Raw genomic sequence first — 18,352 nt, 5'->3', positions numbered from 1 at the left:
CGCGCCCGGGGTGGACCCACCCACCCCGGACGGTCAGGTCGGGCTACTTGATGTCGACCAGGTCGACGACGAAGACGAGGGTGGCACCGGGCTTGATCCGGTTGCCGACGCCCTGGTTTCCGTAACCGAGGTGCGGCGGGACGACCAGCTTGCGCCGGCCGCCGATCCGCATCCCGAGCACGCCGCGGTCCCATCCCTCGATGACCCGGCCGGCACCGAGCTGGAAGCTGAACGGCGATCCACGGTTCCACGACGCGTCGAACTCGTCGCCGGTGTCGAACGAGACCCCGACGTACTGCACCACGGCCCATTGGCCGGGTTGGACCTCCTGGCCGTTCCCGATCGTTATGTCCTCGATGACGAGGTCGGCCGGCGGTGGGCCCTCGACCAGACCTACGGTGGGCTTTTCCATTTAGGTACCTTAACTCCAGCCCACGGCCGTGATCACGTCCGCCCGTCCGGAGCGTCGGCCGGTCGTCCCGGGCCCGGCCCGGCGGGCGGAGCCGGGGCCGCCGGCCGGTGGGCGTCCTCCGGTGCGGCGCCCGGCCAAGATGATGGCGTGTCTCGATGTTCGCGGGTTCGCCAACCACAGTTTGATCGGTACGCTGTCGGCTCGGGAATCCGGCGCTGTGCCGAGGCGGAGCAAGCACGAGGTCGTGGCCGCTCACCAGGGCCGGTCGGCGGACATCGAGCTGGCGGGGTGAGGCCGTGACACAACCGGATTGGGCGCCCGACGACATCGATATCGACAGGCCCAGCGCATCCCGGATCTACGACGTCTGGTTGGGCGGGTCGCACAACTTCGAAGTGGACCGGGAGATCGCCCGACAGACCGAGCTGGCCTGGCCCGATTCGGTCCGCTACGCCCGGGCCAACCGGGCGTTCCTCGGCCGGGCGGTCCGGTTTCTCGCGGCGCAGGGGATCCGCCAGTTCCTCGACATCGGTTCCGGGATACCGACCGCGAACAACGTGCACGAGGTCGCGCGGCGGATCGACCCGGCGGCCCGGGTGGTCTATGTGGACATCGACCCGGTGGCGGTGGCGCACAGTCGGGCGATCCTCCGGGACGACGACCGGACGGCTGTGCTCCAGGCGGATGTCCGCCGGCCATCCGACATTCTCGACCAGGTCCGACAGGGGGCCCTGCTCGACCTGGACCGCCCGGTCGCGCTGTTGCTGGTCGCGTTGATGCACTTCATCCCGGACTCCGACGATCCGCACGCGGCGGTGGCCTCCCTGGCCGACGGTATCCCCTCGGGTAGTTATCTGGTGCTGACCCAGGGCGCGTACGGGGCCAGTCCGGAGGCCGACGAGCGAATCCGGGAGCTCTACCGGCGCACTCCGACTCCGCTCACGCCCCGGAACCGGGAGGAGATCGAACGGTTCTTCACCGGTTTCGAGTTGGTCGAACCCGGCCTGGTGAATCTCCCGGACTGGCGTCCGGACCCGACAGTGGAGGTCGACGACCGGTTCTCCGGCGCCCTGATCTACGCCGGGGTGGGACGCAAACTGTGACCGACGCGGGCGACGGGCCTGGTTCGGCCTCGGCCGGTCTCGACGAATTCGCCCAGCACTGGGCGCAGCTGATGGCCAGGATCAGCTACGTGCCGGTGCGTCTCGACGACCTGCGGCAGGTGCTGCGGGGCTATGCGGCCCGGCTGGCCGGTGCCGGCGGCGGCGGTCAGGCCGCCGCCCGGGAGGTCGGCGCTGCGCTGGTCGCCGACGGTTACACCAACACCGACGCGGTGCAGACGACGATCGCCGCGCTCGCCGACCGGCTGCCGACCGGTCCGGCCGGGGCCACCGACCGGGCCGCGCTGCTCGGCGGGGTGGCCGCCGGGTACGCCCGGGCGCTGCGGGAGCGGACCCAGTCCGAACTGGAGTCGATCATCAGGGCGGTACTGACCGCCCGTCGTACCGCCGAACGGGCCCGGGCGGCGAGCGAGGCCCGCTTCGAGGCCCTCTTCGTCTCCTCGGCGAGCGGAATCTGCGTGGTCGACCCGGAGAACCGGATCGTCCAGGCCAACCCCGCGCTGGCCCGGATGCTCGACCGTTCGGTGGCCGAACTGGGCCGCCAGCGGTTGACCGGGCTGAGCCAGTCGGACCATCGGGCGGCGGTCGAGCGGGCACTCGATGATCTTCACACCGGACGGCGCGCGCATACGGAGCTGGACGCCGCCTTCAGCCGACCCGACGGCGGCACGGTCTGGCTCCGGCTCTCGCTGGCACCGGTCCGACACGACGCGATGACCCACCTCGTGGTCACCGCGCAGGACGACACCGAGCGCTACCACCTGCAGTCCGCGCTGTCCCACCAGGCCCTGCACGACCCGCTGACGAACCTGCCCAACCGGACCCTGCTGCTCCGGCGGCTCGACGAGCTGGTCGACGGGCTGCGGCCCGACGAACACATCGGCATCTGCTATCTGGACCTCGACGGGTTCAAGACGATCAACGACTCGTTCGGGCACGCCGCCGGGGACGACGTGCTGCGTACCGTCGCCGGCCGGCTCGCCGGGTGCGTCTCCGAGCCCGGCTGGCTCGCCGGCCGCCTCGGTGGGGACGAGTTCGTCATCATCGCGGCCGCCGGGACCGAACTCGACCAGCTGGTACGGGTGGCGGAACGGGTCGTGTCGGCGGTCCGGGAGCCCATTCCGGCCGCCGGACACCAGCTCTCGGTCTCGGTCAGCATCGGCGTGACCGACGACCGGATTCCGCACAGTCAACCGAGTGACCTCATGCGGGCCGCGGACATCGCCTTGTACTGGGCGAAGGCCGCCGGGGGAGACCGGTACGAGGTCTACGACGCGAACCGGCACGACGCGCAGGCGCTCCGCTCGACGCTCAGCTCCGGACTCCGTTCTGCCCTGCAACGCGGCGACTTCGCCCTGCGGTACCAACCCATCGTCCGGCTCGCCGACGGCGTGCCGATCGGGGCCGAGGTGCTGCTCCGGTGGACCCATCCCGAGCACGGGCCGATCGCCCCGGAGATCTTCATCGATCTCGCCGAGGAGCTCGGTCTGATCGGACAGTTGGGCCGGTGGGTGCTGACCCGGGGCTGCCGGGAGGCCGCCGGCTGGTACCGGGAACTCGGCGACCGGGCGCCGTTCATCAGCGTCAACCTGTCCGCGCGGCAACTGCACGACGTCGGCCTCGCGGACGAGCTGCTGCGTACCCTCGACGAGGTGGGGCTGCCGGCCCACCAGCTGCAACTGGAACTCACCGAAAGTGCCCTGCTGGGCCCGGCACAGGGCCCGGCCGACGCGTTGGAGGCGCTCGCCGAGCACGGCGTACGGGTCGCGGTCGACGACTTCGGTACCGGTTACTCCAACCTCGCCTACCTGCGCCGCCTGCCGGTACGGGAGCTGAAGATCGCCGGATCGTTCATCGCGGGTCTCGCACCCGGTCATCCCAGCACCCCGGCGGACCGGCAGATCGTGGCCAGCGTGATCGCGCTCGCCCACGGGCTCAATCTGACCGTCACCGCCGAGGGCGTGGAGACCGAGGAGCAGGCCCACCTGCTGCGCACGATGGGCTGCGACCACGCCCAGGGCTGGTGGTTCGCCCGGCCCGGCGACCCCGAGGTGATCAACCGGATGGCCGGGGGCCGGGGCCGGGACCAGGCTGGTTATTCGGTTGATCCGGTGACCACACCCTGAGTTAGGGTGTGCGGGTGTCGAACGCCTTCCACGCCCTGATCCGCGGGTCCCTGACCGGGATGTGCACCGCTGGTGGGGCGTCGCTACTGCTCCTGTTCCGCCCCCGGCCCCGGCGATCCGCCCTGGCCGGCTGAACACGGAGAAAGCCCGTTCGACGTCCGGCGCCCGCTGTCGCGGCGTCGGCTGAACAGTCGTTCCCTTCCGCCGGCGTATCGCGCCGGGACCTCCAACCCGTCCTGGCGACGCCCGGCGTCGCCGTGACCGGTGCAGGTCTCCCGCGTCCGTGGTGACGCGCGACCGCGAGCCGCCGTGCAGCCGCACACCCAGGGTCATCCGAGTCCGAATCAGTTCGGGACAGGCCCTGGCCGCTCGTGCCGCCTGTCCCACAACCGGCCCGGCAGATCCGGGCGGGAGGACACGGCTGTGCCGCACAATCGCGGAAATCGAGAGAACCGTCGCCACGTCCACCACACCGGCCCGGTGGGGTCCGGATCCGACCAGGGACGGGCCTCCCGGCCCAGCCCCGGAGGGACGCCCCGGTCCGGGACAGACCGGTCGCGGCGGGTGCTCGGACAGAACTTCCTGCGCGACGAAAGCACCATCGGGCAGATAATCCGGTCCGTCCAACCGGAACCGACCGGGTTGATCCTCGAAGTCGGCGCTGGTCAGGGCGCACTGACCAGGGAACTGGTCCGGCTGTGTCGGCGGGTCGTGGCGTACGAGATCGACCCGGCCCTGGTCGCCCGGCTCGACGACGAGTTCGGCACGACCGACGGGGTCCGACTGGTGCACGGCGACTTCGTCGCGTCGCTGCCTCCGGAAGAGCCGTTCGCGGTGGTCGGCAACATCCCGTACGCCTCCACCAGCCGGATCGTCGACTGGTGCCTGGAGGCGCCGAACCTGACCTCCGCGACCCTGGTGACCCAGCTCGAGTACGCCCGCAAGCGCTGTGGCGACTACGGCCGTTGGACGCTGCGTACCGTGCAGACCTGGCCCCGGTTCCACTGGCGGCTGGCCGGTCGAATTCCCCGGGAACGGTTCCGGCCGATGCCCCGGGTGGACTCCGCCATCCTGCGGCTGGACCGCCGCCCGGTCGATCTGCTGCCGGCCCGGCAGATCGTCGACTATGAACGGTTCGTCGCGCTCGGCTTCAGCGGCCTCGGCGGCTCGCTGCGGGCCTCGCTCCGGCAGCGGTACCCGGCCCGGCGGGTCGACGCGGCGCTGCGCGCCAACCGGGTACCGCCGGAGACCCTGGTCGGATACGTCTGGCCGGAGCAGTGGATCGCGTTGTTCCAGGCGATCCACGGGGCGGGGCGGTGATCCGGGGCATGAGATTCGTCATGGCCGGGGCCGGGTGGGATACCCGGAAAGCGGTGAGTGGCGGCACTGCCGCCGTCGACCGGCAAAACAAATAATCGAGGGTATGAACCAGACGATGACGGTTCCCGACCCGGCGCTGGCGCCGCCCGGTCGGGAAACCGTCGTTCAGGTCACCGACCTGCGGCGACGGTACGGCGGCAGTGACGGCTTCGAGGCGGTGCGGGGCGTCTCCTTCTCGGTCGGCCGAGGGGAACTCTTCGCGCTGCTGGGCACCAACGGAGCGGGCAAGACCTCGACCCTGGAACTGGTCGAGGGGCTGGCTCCGCCGAGCGGAGGCACGATCCGGGTGTTCGGCCGGGACCCGTACCGGGAGCGGGCGGCGGTACGTCCGCGTACCGGAGTGATGTTGCAGGAGGGCGGGTTCCCGGCCGACCTGACGGTCGCGGAGACGGCCCGGATGTGGGCCGGTACGCTGCCCCGGGCCAACCCCGTCGACCGCGCGCTGGAACTGGTCGACCTGCGCCACCGCGCGCGTACGCAGGTGAAGCAGCTCTCCGGCGGTGAACGCCGCCGGCTCGACCTCGCGATGGCGATCCTCGGCCAGCCGGAGGTCCTCTTTCTCGACGAGCCGACCACCGGGTTGGATCCGGAGAGTCGGCACAACACCTGGCAGTTGGTCCGCGCGCTGCTGGTCGACGGCATCACCGTGCTGTTGACCACCCACTATTTGGCGGAGGCGGCCGAACTCGCCGACCGGCTGGCGATCATGCACCGGGGCCGGATCGTCACCGCCGGCACGGTCGCCGACGTGGTGGCCGCGCATCCGGCCCGGATCAGTTTCGAACTGCCCGCCGGAACGAGCCCGGCCGACCTGCCCACGTTGCCCGGTGCCCAACCGCCACCCTCGGGTGCCGCCCCGAGTTCCGGGTCGCGGCTGACGCTGTACACCGACGCGCTTCAGCCGGCCCTGACCGCCCTGTTGGGCTGGGCGAACCCGCGCGGCGTGGAACTGGGCGGGTTGGATGCCCGGGCCGCTTCCCTGGAGGAGGCATTCCTCGCGGTGGCCCACTCCGACGACGGGTCCATGACGGAGGGAACCCCGTGACCGAGCGGAGCGAGGGCATCGGCCGGTTCAGTGGACCAGGTCATGGCGGCGACGAGCGAAGCGAGGGGACGGCATGACCGCACCAGCGGAGACGACGAGTGGGCGGACCGGGATAGCCAACCGGCTCGGACTCGGCGGGGTGAGCCTGCGCCGGATCAACGCGCTCGGCCGGGCCGAGATGATCCTGTTGCTGCGCAACAAGACCGCCGCGACGACGGCACTGCTGCTGCCGCTGGGCACGGTGGGGCTGTTCTCGACGTTCCTGGAGGGCGACGGGCACGTCTCCACCGGCGCCTTCCTGGCCACCGCGATGTTCGGCTTCGTCCTGCTGTACGTCGTGTACTACAACCTGGTGACGACGTACGTGGCCCGGCGCGAGGAGCGGGTGCTCAAGCGACTGCGTACCGGGGTGGCGACCGACGCGGAGATCCTGATCGGCGCGGCGGTTCCGGCCCTGGCGCTCGCCCTGACCCAGACCATACTGACGGTGGTGGCCGCGATGGTCCTCATCGACCTGCCGGTACCGGTCAACCTTCCGGTGCTGCTGCTCGCGATGCTGGCCGGGTGTGCCATCTTCGTCCTGTTGGCGGCCGCGTCGTCGGGCTTCACCAGGACCGTGGAGACGGCGCAGATCACCACCCTGCCGGTGCTGGTGGTTTCGATGATCGGCTCCGGGGTCGCCGGTTCCCTGGACTCGATGCCCGACGCGCTCGCCACGGTGTGCCGGATGTTGCCGCTGACCCCGGTCCTCGACCTGGTCCGGCTCGGCTGGCTCGGCACAACGGGGGCCGAGGCACCCCGGGACTTCGTCGGAGTCCTGTCCGAGGCCCGGCAGCCGGCTGTGATCATACTGTTGTGGCTGGCCATCGGGGTCTCCGCGGTCCGTCGCTGGTTCCGCTGGGACACGCGTCACTAGGCCGGTTCGCAGCGAGGGAGGCCCGGGAATGCGCGACGTGATCGGATGGTGGCGGGCGCGCGGCCAACCCGAGCGGTTCGACCTGTTCACCCGGGCCACCCTCTACCTGGTGTCGGCGTCCGAGCCGGTGACGCTGTTCGGCGCGGTCGACAGCGAAGTGTCGGCGGCCGGCCGGACCGTCGTGCTGGTGCTCGCCCTGGGACACACGGTGCTGTGCCTGCTCGCCGTACGCGCCGGGATCGAGCACTACCTCGGGCGCCGGGACCGTCCGGTCGGGCTCCTCGTGGCCGCGGCCGGGATGACCCTGGCGGTGATCGTCGCCTGCCTGCTCGCCGACGAGCTGGGTGGTCCGCCGGCCCATCCGGACAGTTGGACGTTGCGCGTGGCGGTCGTCGTCTCGTGCTACTTCCTCGCCGTGCTCTGCACGGTTGCCACTCCCCGTTACGCCCTGGTCGGCGTGGCCGGGATGGCCGGGGTCCTGCTGTGCGTCGGGCTCGTCGACGCGGTGTCGGCCGAGGTGATGGTTTCCTCCGTCGCGACGCTCTTCGTCGGGTTCGTCGTGCTGCTGTTCGGCTTCCGCTCCTCACTGTGGATGCTCGGGGTGCTCTGGGAGTTGGAGCGGTCCCGGGGCAACCAGGTTCGGCTGGCGGTGGCCGAGGAGCGGCTCCGGTTCGCCCGGGACCTGCACGACGTGCTCGGCCGGAATCTGTCGGTGGTGGCCCTGAAGAGTGAGCTGGCCGCACAGCTGGCCAAGCGGGATCGGCCCCGGGCGGTGGAGGAGATGCTGGAGGTGCGCCGGATCGCCCAGGACTCGCTGGCCGAGGTCCGTGAGGTCGTCCGGGGCTACCGTTCCGCGGACCTGGACGCGGAACTGGCCGGTGCCCGGTCCGTACTCGCTTCGGCGGGGGTACGGTGCCGGGTGCTGGGGGAGGGCCACGAGTTGAGTCCGCAGGCCCAGAACGCGCTCGGCTGGGTGGTCCGGGAGGGAACCACGAACGTGTTGCGGCACAGTGAGGCGATCACCTGCACGGTGTCGTTGCGCCAGGGCCGGCCTGTCACCGATCCGGACGGGACGAAGGCCGCCGCCCCGATGCCGGACGACGTCCCGGACGACGTGCCGGATGGCGGCGCCGGCATCGGGGACGTTCCGACGATTCCCGAAGACGAGCGGCTGGTGACCCTGGTGATGGAGAACGACGGGGTGCGTGCGGGCGAACCGCCGCAGTTCGGCAACGGCCTGCTCGGCCTCAGCGAACGACTGGCTCCGCTCGGCGGCCGGGTCACGGTCGAGCGGCGGGGCCGGGACCGGTTCCGACTGACCGCGGAACTGCCGGTGGTGCCACCGCCGGCCGGGCCGCCCACGCCGGACGTCGGGTCGATCCGGGACACCGGGTCGTGGGTCGGCGCGCGCAGCGGTGATTCCGCGTGACCAGGGCCGCTGGGACGCCCCGGCCGAATGGCGACGGCGGGTCGGGCGTGGGTGACCCGGTGCAGGACGCCGGACCCATCCGGATCCTGCTCGCCGAGGACGAGCACCTGATCCGAGGTGCCCTGACCGCGCTGCTCGGCCTGCACGACGACCTCACGGTGATCGGGCAGGCCGCGACCGGCACCCAGGCGTTGGCGCTGGCCCGGTCCCTGCGACCCGATGTCGCGATGCTCGACCTGCAGATGCCGGAGCTGGACGGCATCGCGGTCGCCGAGGCGATCCACGCCGAGCTGCCGTACTGCCGGACGATGATCGTCACCAGCCACGGTCGGCCGGGACATCTCAAGCGGGCACTATCGGCCGGGGTCCGGGGCTTCCTGCCCAAGACGGTCACCGCCGAGGTGCTCGCCGAGGTGGTCCGCACGGTCCACCGAGGCGGCCGGTACGTCGATCCGCAGCTCGCGGCCGAGGCGATCAGTGCCGGCGACAGCCCGTTCACGCCTCGGGAGGCCGACGTGCTGGAGTTGGCGGCGGACGGCGCGCCGGTCGAGGAGATCGCCCAGCGGGTCTCCCTGTCCCCGGGGACGGTACGTAACTACCTGTCCTCGGCCGCCGGCAAGGTCGGGGCCGCCAACCGGCACGAGGCGGTGAGCATCGCCCGCCGGTACGGCTGGATCTGACCCGTCACCGGCCGGCGGTGCCCTGGTGCCCGCCGTTGGCGGCCAGGGCCGGACACCGACCGGTCGGCGGTGTCGTCCGGGCTGGTCGGCGGTGTTGTCCGGGTTGGTCGGCGCCGCCGTGCTGACGGTCAGCGTGCCCAGGGCAGCTCCCGGCGCTCCGGGCTGCCCGGCACGGTGGCGGTGCCTCCGACCGGCATGCAGACCAGGGCCTCGGCCGGTTCGGCTCCGGCCCGGATCTGTCGGACCGCTCCGGCGGGCAGGATCACGGCCTGGCCGGCGCCGATCACCTGGGTGTCGTCGGCGATGGTGACCGAGAACGTTCCGGACAGTGGCATCCACACCTGTTCCCGGTCGATCTCGTGCACCGGCCCGGCCGCGTCCGGAGTCATCCGGACCCGCCAGGTGGCCAGTTCTCCGCTGCCCTGGCTGGGTGCGGCCAGCCCGGACACCACGCCGGAGGCCGTCCGGATCGTCCGGCTCTCGTTTTCGGTTACCACGATCATGACGCCTCCTGAGTCAACCTGCTTTACTTGTGAGGTGAGTAAAGCAAGTTGACTTGGTCGTGTCAAGATGGGTCGTGACCACAGACCATGACCCTCTCGCCGGTACCGAGCTGACCTTCCTGCTCGGTCTGGGATTCCAACTGGTACTCGCGGAGTTCGTCCGGCGGGTCGCCGAGGCCGGCTACCCGGACCTGCGCCCGGTGCACGGCCTGGCCTTCCAGGTACTGCGTGGTCCCGGTGTCACCAGTACCGAATTGGCGGACCGGCTCGGGGTGACCAAGCAGGCCGCCGGTCAACTCGTCGACGACCTGGAGCGGCGCGGCTACGTACGACGTCAGGCGCATCCGGAGGGTGGGCGGCGCCGGCTGGTCGTACTGACCGAACGGGCGACCGACCATCTGGCGGTGGCGGGTCGGGTGCTGCACGGCCTGGAGGCCGAGATCGCCGCCGGAATCGGCGCGGGGAACCTGGCCAACCTGCGTGCCGAGCTCACGCGCCTGGTCCGGCACCTGGCCGGCGACTCGCTGCCGCCACTGCGCCCCCTCTGGTAGCCGGACCGACCCGCGACGCACCGGGTCCGATGTGTCCCCCGCTGGATCGGCCGCCTCGGATCGCCTCGGATCGCCTCCGATCGCCTCGGCCGCCGGTCGGGTCGGGTCGGGTCGGGTCGGTCAGTGCACCCGCACCGGGCGGGCGGTGTCGATTCTGGCGGTCACCTCGAGCCGGCTCGGCGCCAGGCCGGAGGTGTCCCGGAACCGGTCGACCGCCGCCGAGACGTGGTCCCGGACCACGGCCAATCCGGCCCGTGAACTGAGTTGCAACTCGATCCAGAGCTCCGGTCGGGGAGCCGTGCCGGCCATCCTGACGGACGCCTTGCGGACCAGTGGATCCCGGGCGAGATCGCGTTCCAGACCCCGGACCAGGCGGGCTCCGCGGATCCGGGTCGCCCCGGGCAACTCCGGTTGCCCGTCCGGGGGATTCGCCCTGACGGCCCGCAGATCGAGGTCGCCCATCGCGGGGTAGCGGCGGGTCCGGAACTGCCGACCGAGCATGTCGAACCCGAGCCAGGCGAAGGCCAGCCCGAGTACGCCCAGGATGACCAGTCCCCACGGGTCGATGTCACGCCACAGATCGAGCAGGCCCGACCAGAGCAGTGGCGCCTTCTCGTCGACACCGGCGAGGTGTCCCAGGCTGGCGATCAGCCCGACCACGCCGATGGCGGTCAGCACGATGCCGATCACCGTCCAGAGCACCCGCAGCGCACTGTTCGTCATGGTGTCACCCCGCGTCGTAGCATCGTCCGCACACGCGGCCGTTCCGATCTCCCACCCGTGGCCGGAGCCGTGCCCAGATTCCTGCCCCGGGTCATGCCCGGACCCCTGGCCGGGTCACGCCCGGGCTCCTGGCTCGGCGGACCGGGTACCCGGCTGGACCATCTGCACCCCGACCGGGTCGTCGGCCGAGGCCCCGAGCCGGTCCAGTTCGCGCCGGATCGCGTTCTCCACCTCTGCGCGGGACGAGTCCACTCCGACCGCCCGGATCCGGGTCCGCCAGCCGATCCCGTCCCGTCGGACCCGGGCGCTCGCGGATGCCACGCCGGGCACCGCGTCCGCCGCGATCGCCAGTTGCCGTTCGACCGAGCGGCGTTGGAGATGCCAGCCGTCCGCCAGCCGGGTAGGCAGCCGGTCGGGCTTCCAGCGCAGCAGCTGTCCGGAAAGGATAAGCAGGCCGAGTACGCCCAGTCCGATGACGATGGTCCGGACCCAGGCGTTCTCCAGTCGTACGGTGGTGAGCGTGTCGTACCAGCCGGTGCGGTCCACGACCAGCGACGGCCGGTTCAGCGCAACCGTGACGACCTCGGCAATCAGCAGCAATCCTCCGCCGAGCAGGGCCAGTGCCAGTGCCAGGGTGGCCAACCGGTTGACCAGACGCACCGTCAGCTCCCTGCCGTGGCGGTGGCCGGCACCGGCAGGTCGATGTCCTCGACGACCACCTCCACCGACGAACCTCGACCGAACCTGCCCAGTACCTCCCGAACCGCGTTCCGGATCTGCTCCGCCACCGGTGCGATCGGCACCGGGTCGACCTCGACGTGCACCTCGACCGGATCACCGAGTCGGATTCCGGTGACCTTGCCACCGGGGAACTGGGTGGCCACCTCGACACCCGCCCCCGGAGTCAGTCGGGTCACGCCAGGGACCGCGAGCACCGCCGCCGCTACCTCCGCCGCAATCGTCGCCGGGCTGGCCGGCTGCTCCTGCTCCCTCGCGGCCCGGTCCGTCGACGCTTTCGTGGCCGTCGTCGCGTTGCCGCTCCGCGTCGGGTTGCTGTTTCGCGACGCGGTGCCGCTCCGCGTCGGGCTGCCGGTTCGCGCCGCGTTGCTGGACGTTGCCGTCGCGCCTCGGCCAGCCGTCGCCGCACGGCCGTCCTTCGCCGTCGAGCCCGGCCCCGCCCGCCTGCTCATTCGGCCCGCTGCTGACGGTTGTCGTTGTCCTGGTCGCCTTCGACGAAGACGTCGTCGACGTTGATGTTCACCTCGATGACCTTCAGGCCGGTCATCGCCTGCACCCGCTCCACGACATTCCGGCGTACCGCGTCGGAGACGTCGACGATGCTCTGCCCGTACCAGGTGACGATGTCCAGGTCGATGGCGGTCTCGCGCTCGCCGACCTCGACCGAGACACCCTGCCGGATCGTCTCGGAGCCGCCCGGAACCATACCGCGCAGCTGGCCGACCCGCCGGGCGAGTCCGGCGCCCATCGAGTGGACGCCCGGAATCTCCCGGGCGGCGAATCCGGCGATCTTGGCGACCACACCCTCGGCGATCCTCGTCTTCCCGGCGTCCGTGCTCAGCTGGGCCCGGGCCGGTTCACCGCGGTCCGACCTGCCCATCCGGCTCGGCGACTTGGTCTTCTCGCGGTTGTCGTCCCTGGTGGCGATGCCGGTATCAGCCATTTCCTGCCCTCATCTGCTGCCTCCTGGGTCGGTCCGGTGCGCCTACCGACAGTGCTCAGCGCCGTCGTGACGCGGTGGCTCGATCGGCCAGGCCGGCAACGCTGATGTCGCCGTCGATGACCCGTACGGCGAGCCAGCCGACCAGGCCGGCGAGCACGGCGCCCGCCGCCGCGCCGAAGCCGGCGATGGCCCAGACCGCCGCGATGAGGAAACCGATGACGAAGCTGAACTGCTGGCGGGACATAGGTCCTCCCGGTGAGCGTGCGGCAGGTCGGCAGTGGCTTACACGCTGGAAAAGAAGTCGAACCCCGGCGGCCCGAGCTTCTGTGTGATCTGCGCCACACTTGCTGCGGAGGTCGGCAGGTCGGTGGATCGGGTCGACCGGCGGGGGTTCAGGGCCGCGCGGCGTCTCGACGGGCCGGGCTCCAGGGCCGGGCAGGCGGGAGCGGGCGACGGTCTCGGCTCGCGGCCGATCCCGGTAGCTTCGCTGGATGCGTCTCATCAAGTACACCCACGCCTGCGTCCGGCTCGAACAGGACGGGGCCGTCCTGGTGATCGACCCCGGGATCTGGAGCGAGCCGACGGCCTTGCGCGGAGCCGACGCCGTACTGGTCACGCACGAGCACGTCGACCACATCGACGTACTGCGGCTGGCTGGCTTGAATGTTCCGGTGTACGCCCCCGCCGGGGCGAAGATCCCGGATCTCGCCCACGTCCCGGTCGCGCCGGACCAGGAATTCACCGCCGCCGGCTTCCGGGTACGCGCGCTCGGCGGCCGGCACGCCGTGATCTACGGAGGTCAGCCGGACTGTGTCAACCTCGGGTATCTGGTCGAGGACCGGGTCTACCATCCCGGTGACTCGTTGCACCGGCCCGAGGTGCCGGTCGAGACGCTGCTCGTTCCGGTGCAGGGGTCGTGGCTGAAGACCGACGAGGCGATCGACTTCGTCCGCGCCGTCGCGCCTGAGCGCGCGTACGGCATCCACGACGCCCAACTCAACGATCGCGGCCTGGGGAGCGTGCACGGATGGCTCGCCGAGCGGTGTGGCCACGACTACCGCTGGCTCGGGCCGGGCGAGACGGCCTGAACCGCCGTCCCGGCGACGCCGTCACCGGTCCACCCGCCGGAAACCGCTCGATGCGCCGACGGACCGGCCACCATGATCATGCCTGGCGGGTCAACCGGGTCAACCGGGTCAACCGGTTCCGCCGGGGCTCGCCGGGCTGCCACGCCGCTCGGTGAGGCTGTCCACGATCGCGGCGACCAGCGCGACCAGCACGAATCCGATGGTCACCAGCAGTGCGTCCCGGAATGCCCGTGACCAGCCGTTGTGGGTGGAAGCGAGGGTGGTGAAGAAGATGGCGCCGACCCCGGCGATCCCGGCGGCCGCCCCGATCCGTTGACCGGTCTGGAGCATCCCGGCGGCGCTGCCGGCCTGGGGGACCGGCACCTCGGAGAGTGCGAGGTTCTGGTTCGGGGTGATGACCAGACCGCTGCCGAGCCCGGAGACCAACAGCGGTAGGGCGGTGGCCCACGGGGCCCCGTGCCCGGGTACGTAGTGCAGGGCGAGCACCACGCAGGCAAGTCCGAATGCGACGGTCGCCAGACCGATGGCGACCAGCGGCCGGCCGAACCGGTTGACGATCCGGCCGCCGAGGGTCGCGGTGACCGCCGAACCGAGCGCGAACGGAGTGATCGCGATCCCGGCCTCCAGCGCGGTGTAGCGAAGGCCGCTCTGCAGGTAGAGCGTGAAGAGGAAGAAGATGGCGACGAAGCCGGCGAAGTAGAGCAGTCCGATCAGGGTCCCGAGCGAGTACGAGCGGAGGCGGAACAGGGCGAGGTCGAACAGCGGCTCGCGGCGGCGGCGGTACCGGAGTTCCCAGCCGACGAAGCCGAGCAGTACCAGTAGACCGGCGGGGATCAGCAGCCACTTGAGCCATCCCTGCCACTGTTGTCGTTGCACCAGCGGCAGCAGCAGCAGGACGACGCCGAGGCCGAGTAGGAGCACGCCGACCGGGTCGAGACCCCGCCGTTCGGCGGGCCGTGGGGCGCGGGTCGGGAGCACCCGCCAGGCGAAGAACATCGTGAGGATCCCGACCGGGACGTTGACGAAGAAGACCCACCGCCAACCGTCGTGCTGACCGCCGAGCTGGATCAGTGCGCCGCCGAGCAGTGGACCGACCCCGGTGGAGATGCCGATGGTGGCCCCGAGCAGTCCGAACGGGCGCCCTCGGGCGGGTCCCTGGTAGAGCTGCTGGATCAGCCCGATCACCTGCGGGTTGACCAGGCCGGCGGCGGCGCCCTGGAGCAGTCGGGCACCGATCAGCCAGGCCGGCGACTGGGCCAGGCCCGCGGCCGCACTGGTCAGGGTGAACAGTCCGAGACCGACGATGAAGACGTTGCGCCGCCCCCGGATGTCGCCGAACCGGCCGGCGGGGACCAGGATCAGACCGAAGGTCAACGCGTACCCGGACAGGATCCACTGCAAATCGCTCGGGTCCGCGTGGATGGCCTCGTCGATCGACGGGATCGCGACGTTCACGATGCTGACGTCGAGCAGCGTCATGAACGCGGCCACCAGGCCGATCGCCAACGCCTGCTTGCGGCGCCGGCTGCTGACCCGGTCGCGCTGATCCGCGGGGCTGTTTGGGTCGGCCGCCGGGTCAGCCGGACCGGGCCGTCCGCCGCGCTCCGGTTGATTGCCGTCTGCCACGCTCAATCGGCCCTCGCTGACTGTGCCGCGTCTGGGTCATCCGCTTCCCCCTGCCACGACCGGCTGTCCTGGCCGGACGCCGACCGACCGGACACGACCGTTCTACGGTCCGTTCGATGCCGGTGTTGCCGGTCGACAGGCTCCGGCCGCCGGTGAACGCCCCGTCGGCGTCGTCACGGAAGCACGCCGCAAACAGGACCCACAGCGGACACAATACCCCAAATCACGCCGATGCCCGCTCGGCCGTGCTGGGCGTGGTGGCATTTCCCGAGCCGAGCCGAGCCGAGCCCGAACCGAGCCGGACGCGCGGGCGCGCGGTGGCGCCGGTGGCAGTTTTCCAGGCTCAGCCGAGGTGCTGCGAGCACCACCGTGGGCCGAAGTCCAGACCCTCCAGCGGAGAGTCCTCGCGGTGCAGCAGGTTCTTCTCCCCGAGTACGTGCAGCGGCGTCGTCAACTGATCGGGGGGTAAGCCCACCTCCTCCGCGATGGCCTCCGGGAACGGCACCTGTCCCCGCGCCTCCAGCGTGGTGACCGCCTGGTACACCCGCTGTTCGATGTCGCTCAGATGTAGCTGTTGCATCGTGACCTCCTCGCCCGAGCACAGCGCGTCGGGCAGTTCGCGAGGCCGCGATTACCCACGGAACCGGCGATGATGCATCCCGGGACCCGGCCCGTCGTGACCGGTGTCCCATGCCCGGTGGCGGCCGGGCCGTCCCCTAGGCTGCTACGCGTGACTTGGGACGTGGCCGTGATCGGTGCCGGGCCGGCCGGGCTTTCCGCCGCGTTCGCCGCTGCGCGGGCCGGAGCACGGACGGTCGTACTGGAGAAGGCCGAGCACCCGCGCTACAAGACCTGCGGTGGCGGCCTGATCGGCACCTCCCTGGCCGCCGCGGCGGCCAGGATCGACGTACCCGCCGACGACCAGGTGGATCGGGTGACGTTCACCGCCGACGGCCGACGGAGCTTCACCCGCCGGCACGGGCCGGGACAGCTTCTGACGATGGTGCGGCGCGAGGAGTTCGACGACCGGCTCCGGGCGGCGGCGGTCGAGGCCGGCGCCGAGATCCGGCAACGGGTCGCGGTCCGCGGCGTCGAGCAGGACCCCGAGCAGGTACGGGTCAGGCTGGCCGACGGCTCCGAAGTCGTCGCGGGCACGGCGATCGGGGCCGACGGCTCCGCCGGAGTGACCGCCCGCCAGGTAGGGGTCGACTACTGCCAGGTCGACCTCGGCCTGGAACTGGAGATTCCGGTCCCGGCCGAGGTCGCGCAGCGGTGGCGGGGCAGGCTGCTGCTGGACTGGGGGCCGCTGCCCGGGTCGTACGCCTGGGTCTTTCCTAAGGGCGACCGGCTCACCGTCGGCGTGATCGCCGGGCGGGGCGAGGGCGAGCGGACCCGGCGCTACCTGCGGAACTTCGTCGACCGGCTGGGGCTCGACGGCCTGGAGCCGGTCCACGACTCGGGCCACCTGACCCGGTGCCGCAGCATGGAATCCCCGCTGCGTCGCGGCCGGATCCTGGTCGCCGGCGACGCGGCCGGCCTGCTGGAGCCGTGGACCCGGGAGGGCATCAGCTTCGCGCTCCGCTCGGGTGCGCTCGCCGGTACGGCTGCGGCCAGCGGGGACCTCGACGGGTACGTCCGGTCGGTGCACCAACAACTCGTTCCGTCGATGCGCGCCGGCCACCAGATCCTCACCGCGTTCTCCCGGCACCCCGGCGTCTTCCACACGATGCTGGCCACCCCGCCCGGTTGGCGGATGTTCGCGGCCTTCTGCCGGGGCGAGACGACGTTCGACCGGACGCTGGACCGACGCCGGGTACGGGCGGCACTGGCCCTGCTGAGCTGACGCCCTCGGACGGGTCGCGTCAGCTCCGGCACATGTCACTGGCAGGGCCTATCGTTCACCTCGAACGCCAGTGGAGGAGGGGGCCGGATGACTGCGGGACCCGCTCGGGACGTCACCGACGGCGGCATCGCTGCCGGGCGGCCTGAGTTGGTGCCCCGGCTGGAGGCGTTCCGGGGCGAACTGACCGGATACTGCTACCGGATGCTCGGTTCGGCGTTCGAGGCAGAGGACGCCGTGCAGGAGTCCATGGTGCGGGCCTGGCGGAACCTCGACCGGTACGACGAGGACCGGGGGGCCTTGCGGTCCTGGCTGTACACCATCGCGACCAACATCTGCCTCGACATGTTGCGCAGCGCGAAGCGCCGCGCCCGGGCGATCGACCTCGGCCCGTCGTGGTCTGCCGGCCCGTCGCTCGGAACGCCGCTGCCCGAGAGCGCGTGGGTCCAGCCGATTCCGGACCACCGGATCCTGCCGACCGGCGCCGATCCGGCCGAGGTCGCCGTGCAGCGTGAAACCATCCGGCTGGCGTTCGTGGCCGCGTTGCAGCACCTGCCGCCCCGGCAGCGTGCGGTGCTGATCCTGCGTGACGTGCTGTGCTGGACGGCCGAGGAGGTCGCCCGGCTCCTCGACACCACGGCGGCGTCGGTCTCCAGCGCGCTCCAGCGCGCCCGTTCGACCCTGAAGGGCACGGGCATGATCTCCACCGAGCCGCTCTGCCAGCTGGACGAGACGCAGCGGGCGCTCCTCGTCCGCTACTGCGACGCGTTCGAACGTTACGACGTGGAGAATCTGGTCGCCCTGCTGCACGAGGACGCCACCATGTCGATGCCGCCCTTCGCGTGGTGGCTGCGCGGCCGGGCCGAGATCCGTCGAGCGATCCTGGGATCGGGCGGGGCCTGCGCCGATGCGCGTCTCGTGCCGACGTCGGCGAACGGATCACCGGCCTTCGGGCAGTACCGGAGGGGTGGACCGGACGGCGGGTATCAACCCTTCGCACTCGTCGTCGTCGAGATCTCGGGGGAGCTGATCACCGGGATAACGACGTACCTCGACCCGGAGCGGCTCTTCCCGCTCTTCGACCTGCCGATGAGCCTCGGAGCCGCGACCCCGGTCTGAAGCCGATCGTCGTACGCTCCGATCCGGCCGTTCGTCCCGGGTGTCCGAATCTCGGTCATGATCGAGTTGGGTCGGTGGAATGTTGGCGGGGGGCTGGTCGTTACATTACGCG

Annotated in this window: 20 protein-coding genes; 11 read left to right on the top strand and 9 right to left on the bottom strand. The window is 71.3% G+C overall.

Annotated elements, in window-relative coordinates; all coding sequences use genetic code 11:
• Positions 1 to 43: 43 nt before the first annotated feature.
• Positions 44 to 412 carry an FKBP-type peptidyl-prolyl cis-trans isomerase gene (locus ACFP2T_RS06190; protein ID WP_377418296.1) on the bottom strand — a complete coding sequence of 123 codons (369 nt, stop codon included), beginning with the start codon at positions 410 to 412 and terminating at the stop codon, positions 44 to 46.
• A 296-nt stretch (positions 413 to 708) separates the two neighbouring features.
• On the opposite strand from ACFP2T_RS06190, the gene ACFP2T_RS06185 reads away from it, so the two are divergent.
• From ACFP2T_RS06185 to ACFP2T_RS06155, 7 genes are all read left to right on the top strand, one after another.
• Positions 709 to 1,515: an SAM-dependent methyltransferase gene (locus tag ACFP2T_RS06185; protein WP_377418293.1), complete on the top strand. Its 807-nt coding sequence runs from the start codon at positions 709 to 711 to the stop codon at positions 1,513 to 1,515.
• Positions 1,512 to 3,659 carry a putative bifunctional diguanylate cyclase/phosphodiesterase gene (locus ACFP2T_RS06180; RefSeq protein ID WP_377418290.1) on the top strand — a complete coding sequence of 716 codons (2,148 nt, stop codon included), beginning with the start codon at positions 1,512 to 1,514 and terminating at the stop codon, positions 3,657 to 3,659. Before ACFP2T_RS06185 ends, ACFP2T_RS06180 begins: the two co-directional genes overlap by 4 nt.
• 564 nt (positions 3,660 to 4,223) lie before the next feature.
• Entirely contained in the window at positions 4,224 to 4,979 is a 756-nt protein-coding gene (gene erm, locus ACFP2T_RS06175; protein WP_377418288.1) for an ErmE/ErmH/ErmO/ErmR family 23S rRNA (adenine(2058)-N(6))-methyltransferase, read from the top strand.
• A 103-nt stretch (positions 4,980 to 5,082) separates the two neighbouring features.
• Positions 5,083 to 6,084, top strand: coding sequence for an ABC transporter ATP-binding protein (locus ACFP2T_RS06170; RefSeq protein WP_377418285.1), 1,002 nt, complete (start codon positions 5,083 to 5,085; stop codon positions 6,082 to 6,084).
• Positions 6,085 to 6,157: 73 nt separating this feature from the next.
• The gene (locus ACFP2T_RS06165; protein WP_377418282.1) at positions 6,158 to 7,000 is read left to right on the top strand and encodes an ABC transporter permease; all 843 of its coding nucleotides are present in this window, start codon (positions 6,158 to 6,160) and stop codon (positions 6,998 to 7,000) included.
• Positions 7,001 to 7,028: 28 nt separating this feature from the next.
• Entirely contained in the window at positions 7,029 to 8,429 is a 1,401-nt protein-coding gene (locus tag ACFP2T_RS06160) for a sensor histidine kinase (RefSeq protein ID WP_377418278.1), read from the top strand.
• Between the two features lie 59 nt (positions 8,430 to 8,488).
• The gene (locus tag ACFP2T_RS06155) at positions 8,489 to 9,109 is read left to right on the top strand and encodes a response regulator (protein WP_377419907.1); all 621 of its coding nucleotides are present in this window, start codon (positions 8,489 to 8,491) and stop codon (positions 9,107 to 9,109) included.
• 128 nt (positions 9,110 to 9,237) lie between these two features.
• On the opposite strand, the gene ACFP2T_RS06150 is transcribed toward ACFP2T_RS06155, so the two are convergent.
• Positions 9,238 to 9,612: a cupin domain-containing protein gene (locus ACFP2T_RS06150; protein WP_377418275.1), complete on the bottom strand. Its 375-nt coding sequence runs from the start codon at positions 9,610 to 9,612 to the stop codon at positions 9,238 to 9,240.
• Between the two features lie 74 nt (positions 9,613 to 9,686).
• Here ACFP2T_RS06150 and ACFP2T_RS06145 point away from each other — a divergent pair, with 74 nt between their 5' ends.
• Positions 9,687 to 10,163: a MarR family winged helix-turn-helix transcriptional regulator gene (locus ACFP2T_RS06145; RefSeq protein WP_377418272.1), complete on the top strand. Its 477-nt coding sequence runs from the start codon at positions 9,687 to 9,689 to the stop codon at positions 10,161 to 10,163.
• A gap of 120 nt (positions 10,164 to 10,283) precedes the next feature.
• Here ACFP2T_RS06145 and ACFP2T_RS06140 read toward each other — a convergent pair whose 3' ends face one another.
• The 5 genes from ACFP2T_RS06140 to ACFP2T_RS06120 form a co-directional block, all read right to left on the bottom strand.
• Positions 10,284 to 10,886, bottom strand: coding sequence for a hypothetical protein (locus tag ACFP2T_RS06140; RefSeq protein ID WP_377418269.1), 603 nt, complete (start codon positions 10,884 to 10,886; stop codon positions 10,284 to 10,286).
• A gap of 114 nt (positions 10,887 to 11,000) precedes the next feature.
• On the bottom strand, positions 11,001 to 11,546 hold the full coding sequence (locus tag ACFP2T_RS06135; protein ID WP_377418266.1) for a DUF6286 domain-containing protein: 546 nt from the start codon (positions 11,544 to 11,546) through the stop codon (positions 11,001 to 11,003).
• Positions 11,547 to 11,548: 2 nt separating this feature from the next.
• Positions 11,549 to 12,076, bottom strand: a complete 528-nt coding sequence (locus ACFP2T_RS06130) for a hypothetical protein (protein WP_377418263.1) — start codon at positions 12,074 to 12,076, stop codon at positions 11,549 to 11,551.
• Positions 12,073 to 12,567, bottom strand: a complete 495-nt coding sequence (locus tag ACFP2T_RS06125) for an Asp23/Gls24 family envelope stress response protein (RefSeq protein ID WP_377418260.1) — start codon at positions 12,565 to 12,567, stop codon at positions 12,073 to 12,075. The genes ACFP2T_RS06130 and ACFP2T_RS06125 overlap by 4 nt, the downstream gene beginning before the upstream one ends.
• A 55-nt stretch (positions 12,568 to 12,622) precedes the next feature.
• Complete coding sequence (locus tag ACFP2T_RS06120; protein WP_377418258.1) at positions 12,623 to 12,811, bottom strand: hypothetical protein; 189 nt, start codon at positions 12,809 to 12,811, stop codon at positions 12,623 to 12,625.
• Between the two features lie 247 nt (positions 12,812 to 13,058).
• On the opposite strand from ACFP2T_RS06120, the gene ACFP2T_RS06115 reads away from it, so the two are divergent.
• Entirely contained in the window at positions 13,059 to 13,655 is a 597-nt protein-coding gene (locus ACFP2T_RS06115) for an MBL fold metallo-hydrolase (protein WP_377418255.1), read from the top strand.
• Between the two features lie 108 nt (positions 13,656 to 13,763).
• Here the strand turns inward: ACFP2T_RS06115 and ACFP2T_RS06110 are convergent, their stop codons facing one another.
• Together ACFP2T_RS06110 and ACFP2T_RS06105 are read right to left on the bottom strand one after the other, a co-directional pair.
• On the bottom strand, positions 13,764 to 15,281 hold the full coding sequence (locus ACFP2T_RS06110) for an MFS transporter (protein WP_377419905.1): 1,518 nt from the start codon (positions 15,279 to 15,281) through the stop codon (positions 13,764 to 13,766).
• A gap of 343 nt (positions 15,282 to 15,624) precedes the next feature.
• A complete protein-coding gene (locus ACFP2T_RS06105) occupies positions 15,625 to 15,861 on the bottom strand; it encodes a hypothetical protein (RefSeq protein WP_377418252.1) in 237 nt (78 codons plus the stop codon).
• Between the two features lie 150 nt (positions 15,862 to 16,011).
• Here ACFP2T_RS06105 and ACFP2T_RS06100 point away from each other — a divergent pair, with 150 nt between their 5' ends.
• A complete protein-coding gene (locus ACFP2T_RS06100) occupies positions 16,012 to 17,124 on the top strand; it encodes a geranylgeranyl reductase family protein (RefSeq protein WP_377418250.1) in 1,113 nt (370 codons plus the stop codon).
• An 87-nt stretch (positions 17,125 to 17,211) separates the two neighbouring features.
• Positions 17,212 to 18,240 (top strand): sigma-70 family RNA polymerase sigma factor, encoded by a 1,029-nt coding sequence (locus ACFP2T_RS06095; RefSeq protein ID WP_377418247.1) that lies wholly within the window; start codon positions 17,212 to 17,214, stop codon positions 18,238 to 18,240.
• Positions 18,241 to 18,352 lie beyond the last annotated feature (112 nt).

It is taken from the genome of Plantactinospora solaniradicis (genome assembly GCF_042658085.1).
GTDB classification, from domain to species: Bacteria; Actinomycetota; Actinomycetes; order Mycobacteriales; family Micromonosporaceae; genus Plantactinospora; species Plantactinospora solaniradicis.
This window is presented reverse-complemented; position numbering and strand designations above follow the sequence as displayed.

What these genes read in the sequence shown, in the direction of transcription:
- ACFP2T_RS06170 (WP_377418285.1), top strand. Translation starts at nt 5,083, where the DNA reads ATGAACCAGACGATGACGGTTCCCGACCCGGCGCTGGCGCCGCCCGGT.
- ACFP2T_RS06125 (WP_377418260.1), bottom strand. Translation starts at nt 12,567, where the DNA reads ATGGCTGATACCGGCATCGCCACCAGGGACGACAACCGCGAGAAGACC.
- ACFP2T_RS06095 (WP_377418247.1), top strand. Translation starts at nt 17,212, where the DNA reads ATGACTGCGGGACCCGCTCGGGACGTCACCGACGGCGGCATCGCTGCC.
- ACFP2T_RS06140 (WP_377418269.1), bottom strand. Translation starts at nt 10,886, where the DNA reads ATGACGAACAGTGCGCTGCGGGTGCTCTGGACGGTGATCGGCATCGTG.
- ACFP2T_RS06190 (WP_377418296.1), bottom strand. Translation starts at nt 412, where the DNA reads ATGGAAAAGCCCACCGTAGGTCTGGTCGAGGGCCCACCGCCGGCCGAC.
- ACFP2T_RS06115 (WP_377418255.1), top strand. Translation starts at nt 13,059, where the DNA reads ATGCGTCTCATCAAGTACACCCACGCCTGCGTCCGGCTCGAACAGGAC.
- ACFP2T_RS06150 (WP_377418275.1), bottom strand. Translation starts at nt 9,612, where the DNA reads ATGATCGTGGTAACCGAAAACGAGAGCCGGACGATCCGGACGGCCTCC.
- ACFP2T_RS06105 (WP_377418252.1), bottom strand. Translation starts at nt 15,861, where the DNA reads ATGCAACAGCTACATCTGAGCGACATCGAACAGCGGGTGTACCAGGCG.
- ACFP2T_RS06165 (WP_377418282.1), top strand. Translation starts at nt 6,158, where the DNA reads ATGACCGCACCAGCGGAGACGACGAGTGGGCGGACCGGGATAGCCAAC.
- ACFP2T_RS06120 (WP_377418258.1), bottom strand. Translation starts at nt 12,811, where the DNA reads ATGTCCCGCCAGCAGTTCAGCTTCGTCATCGGTTTCCTCATCGCGGCG.
- ACFP2T_RS06160 (WP_377418278.1), top strand. Translation starts at nt 7,029, where the DNA reads ATGCGCGACGTGATCGGATGGTGGCGGGCGCGCGGCCAACCCGAGCGG.
- ACFP2T_RS06130 (WP_377418263.1), bottom strand. Translation starts at nt 12,076, where the DNA reads ATGAGCAGGCGGGCGGGGCCGGGCTCGACGGCGAAGGACGGCCGTGCG.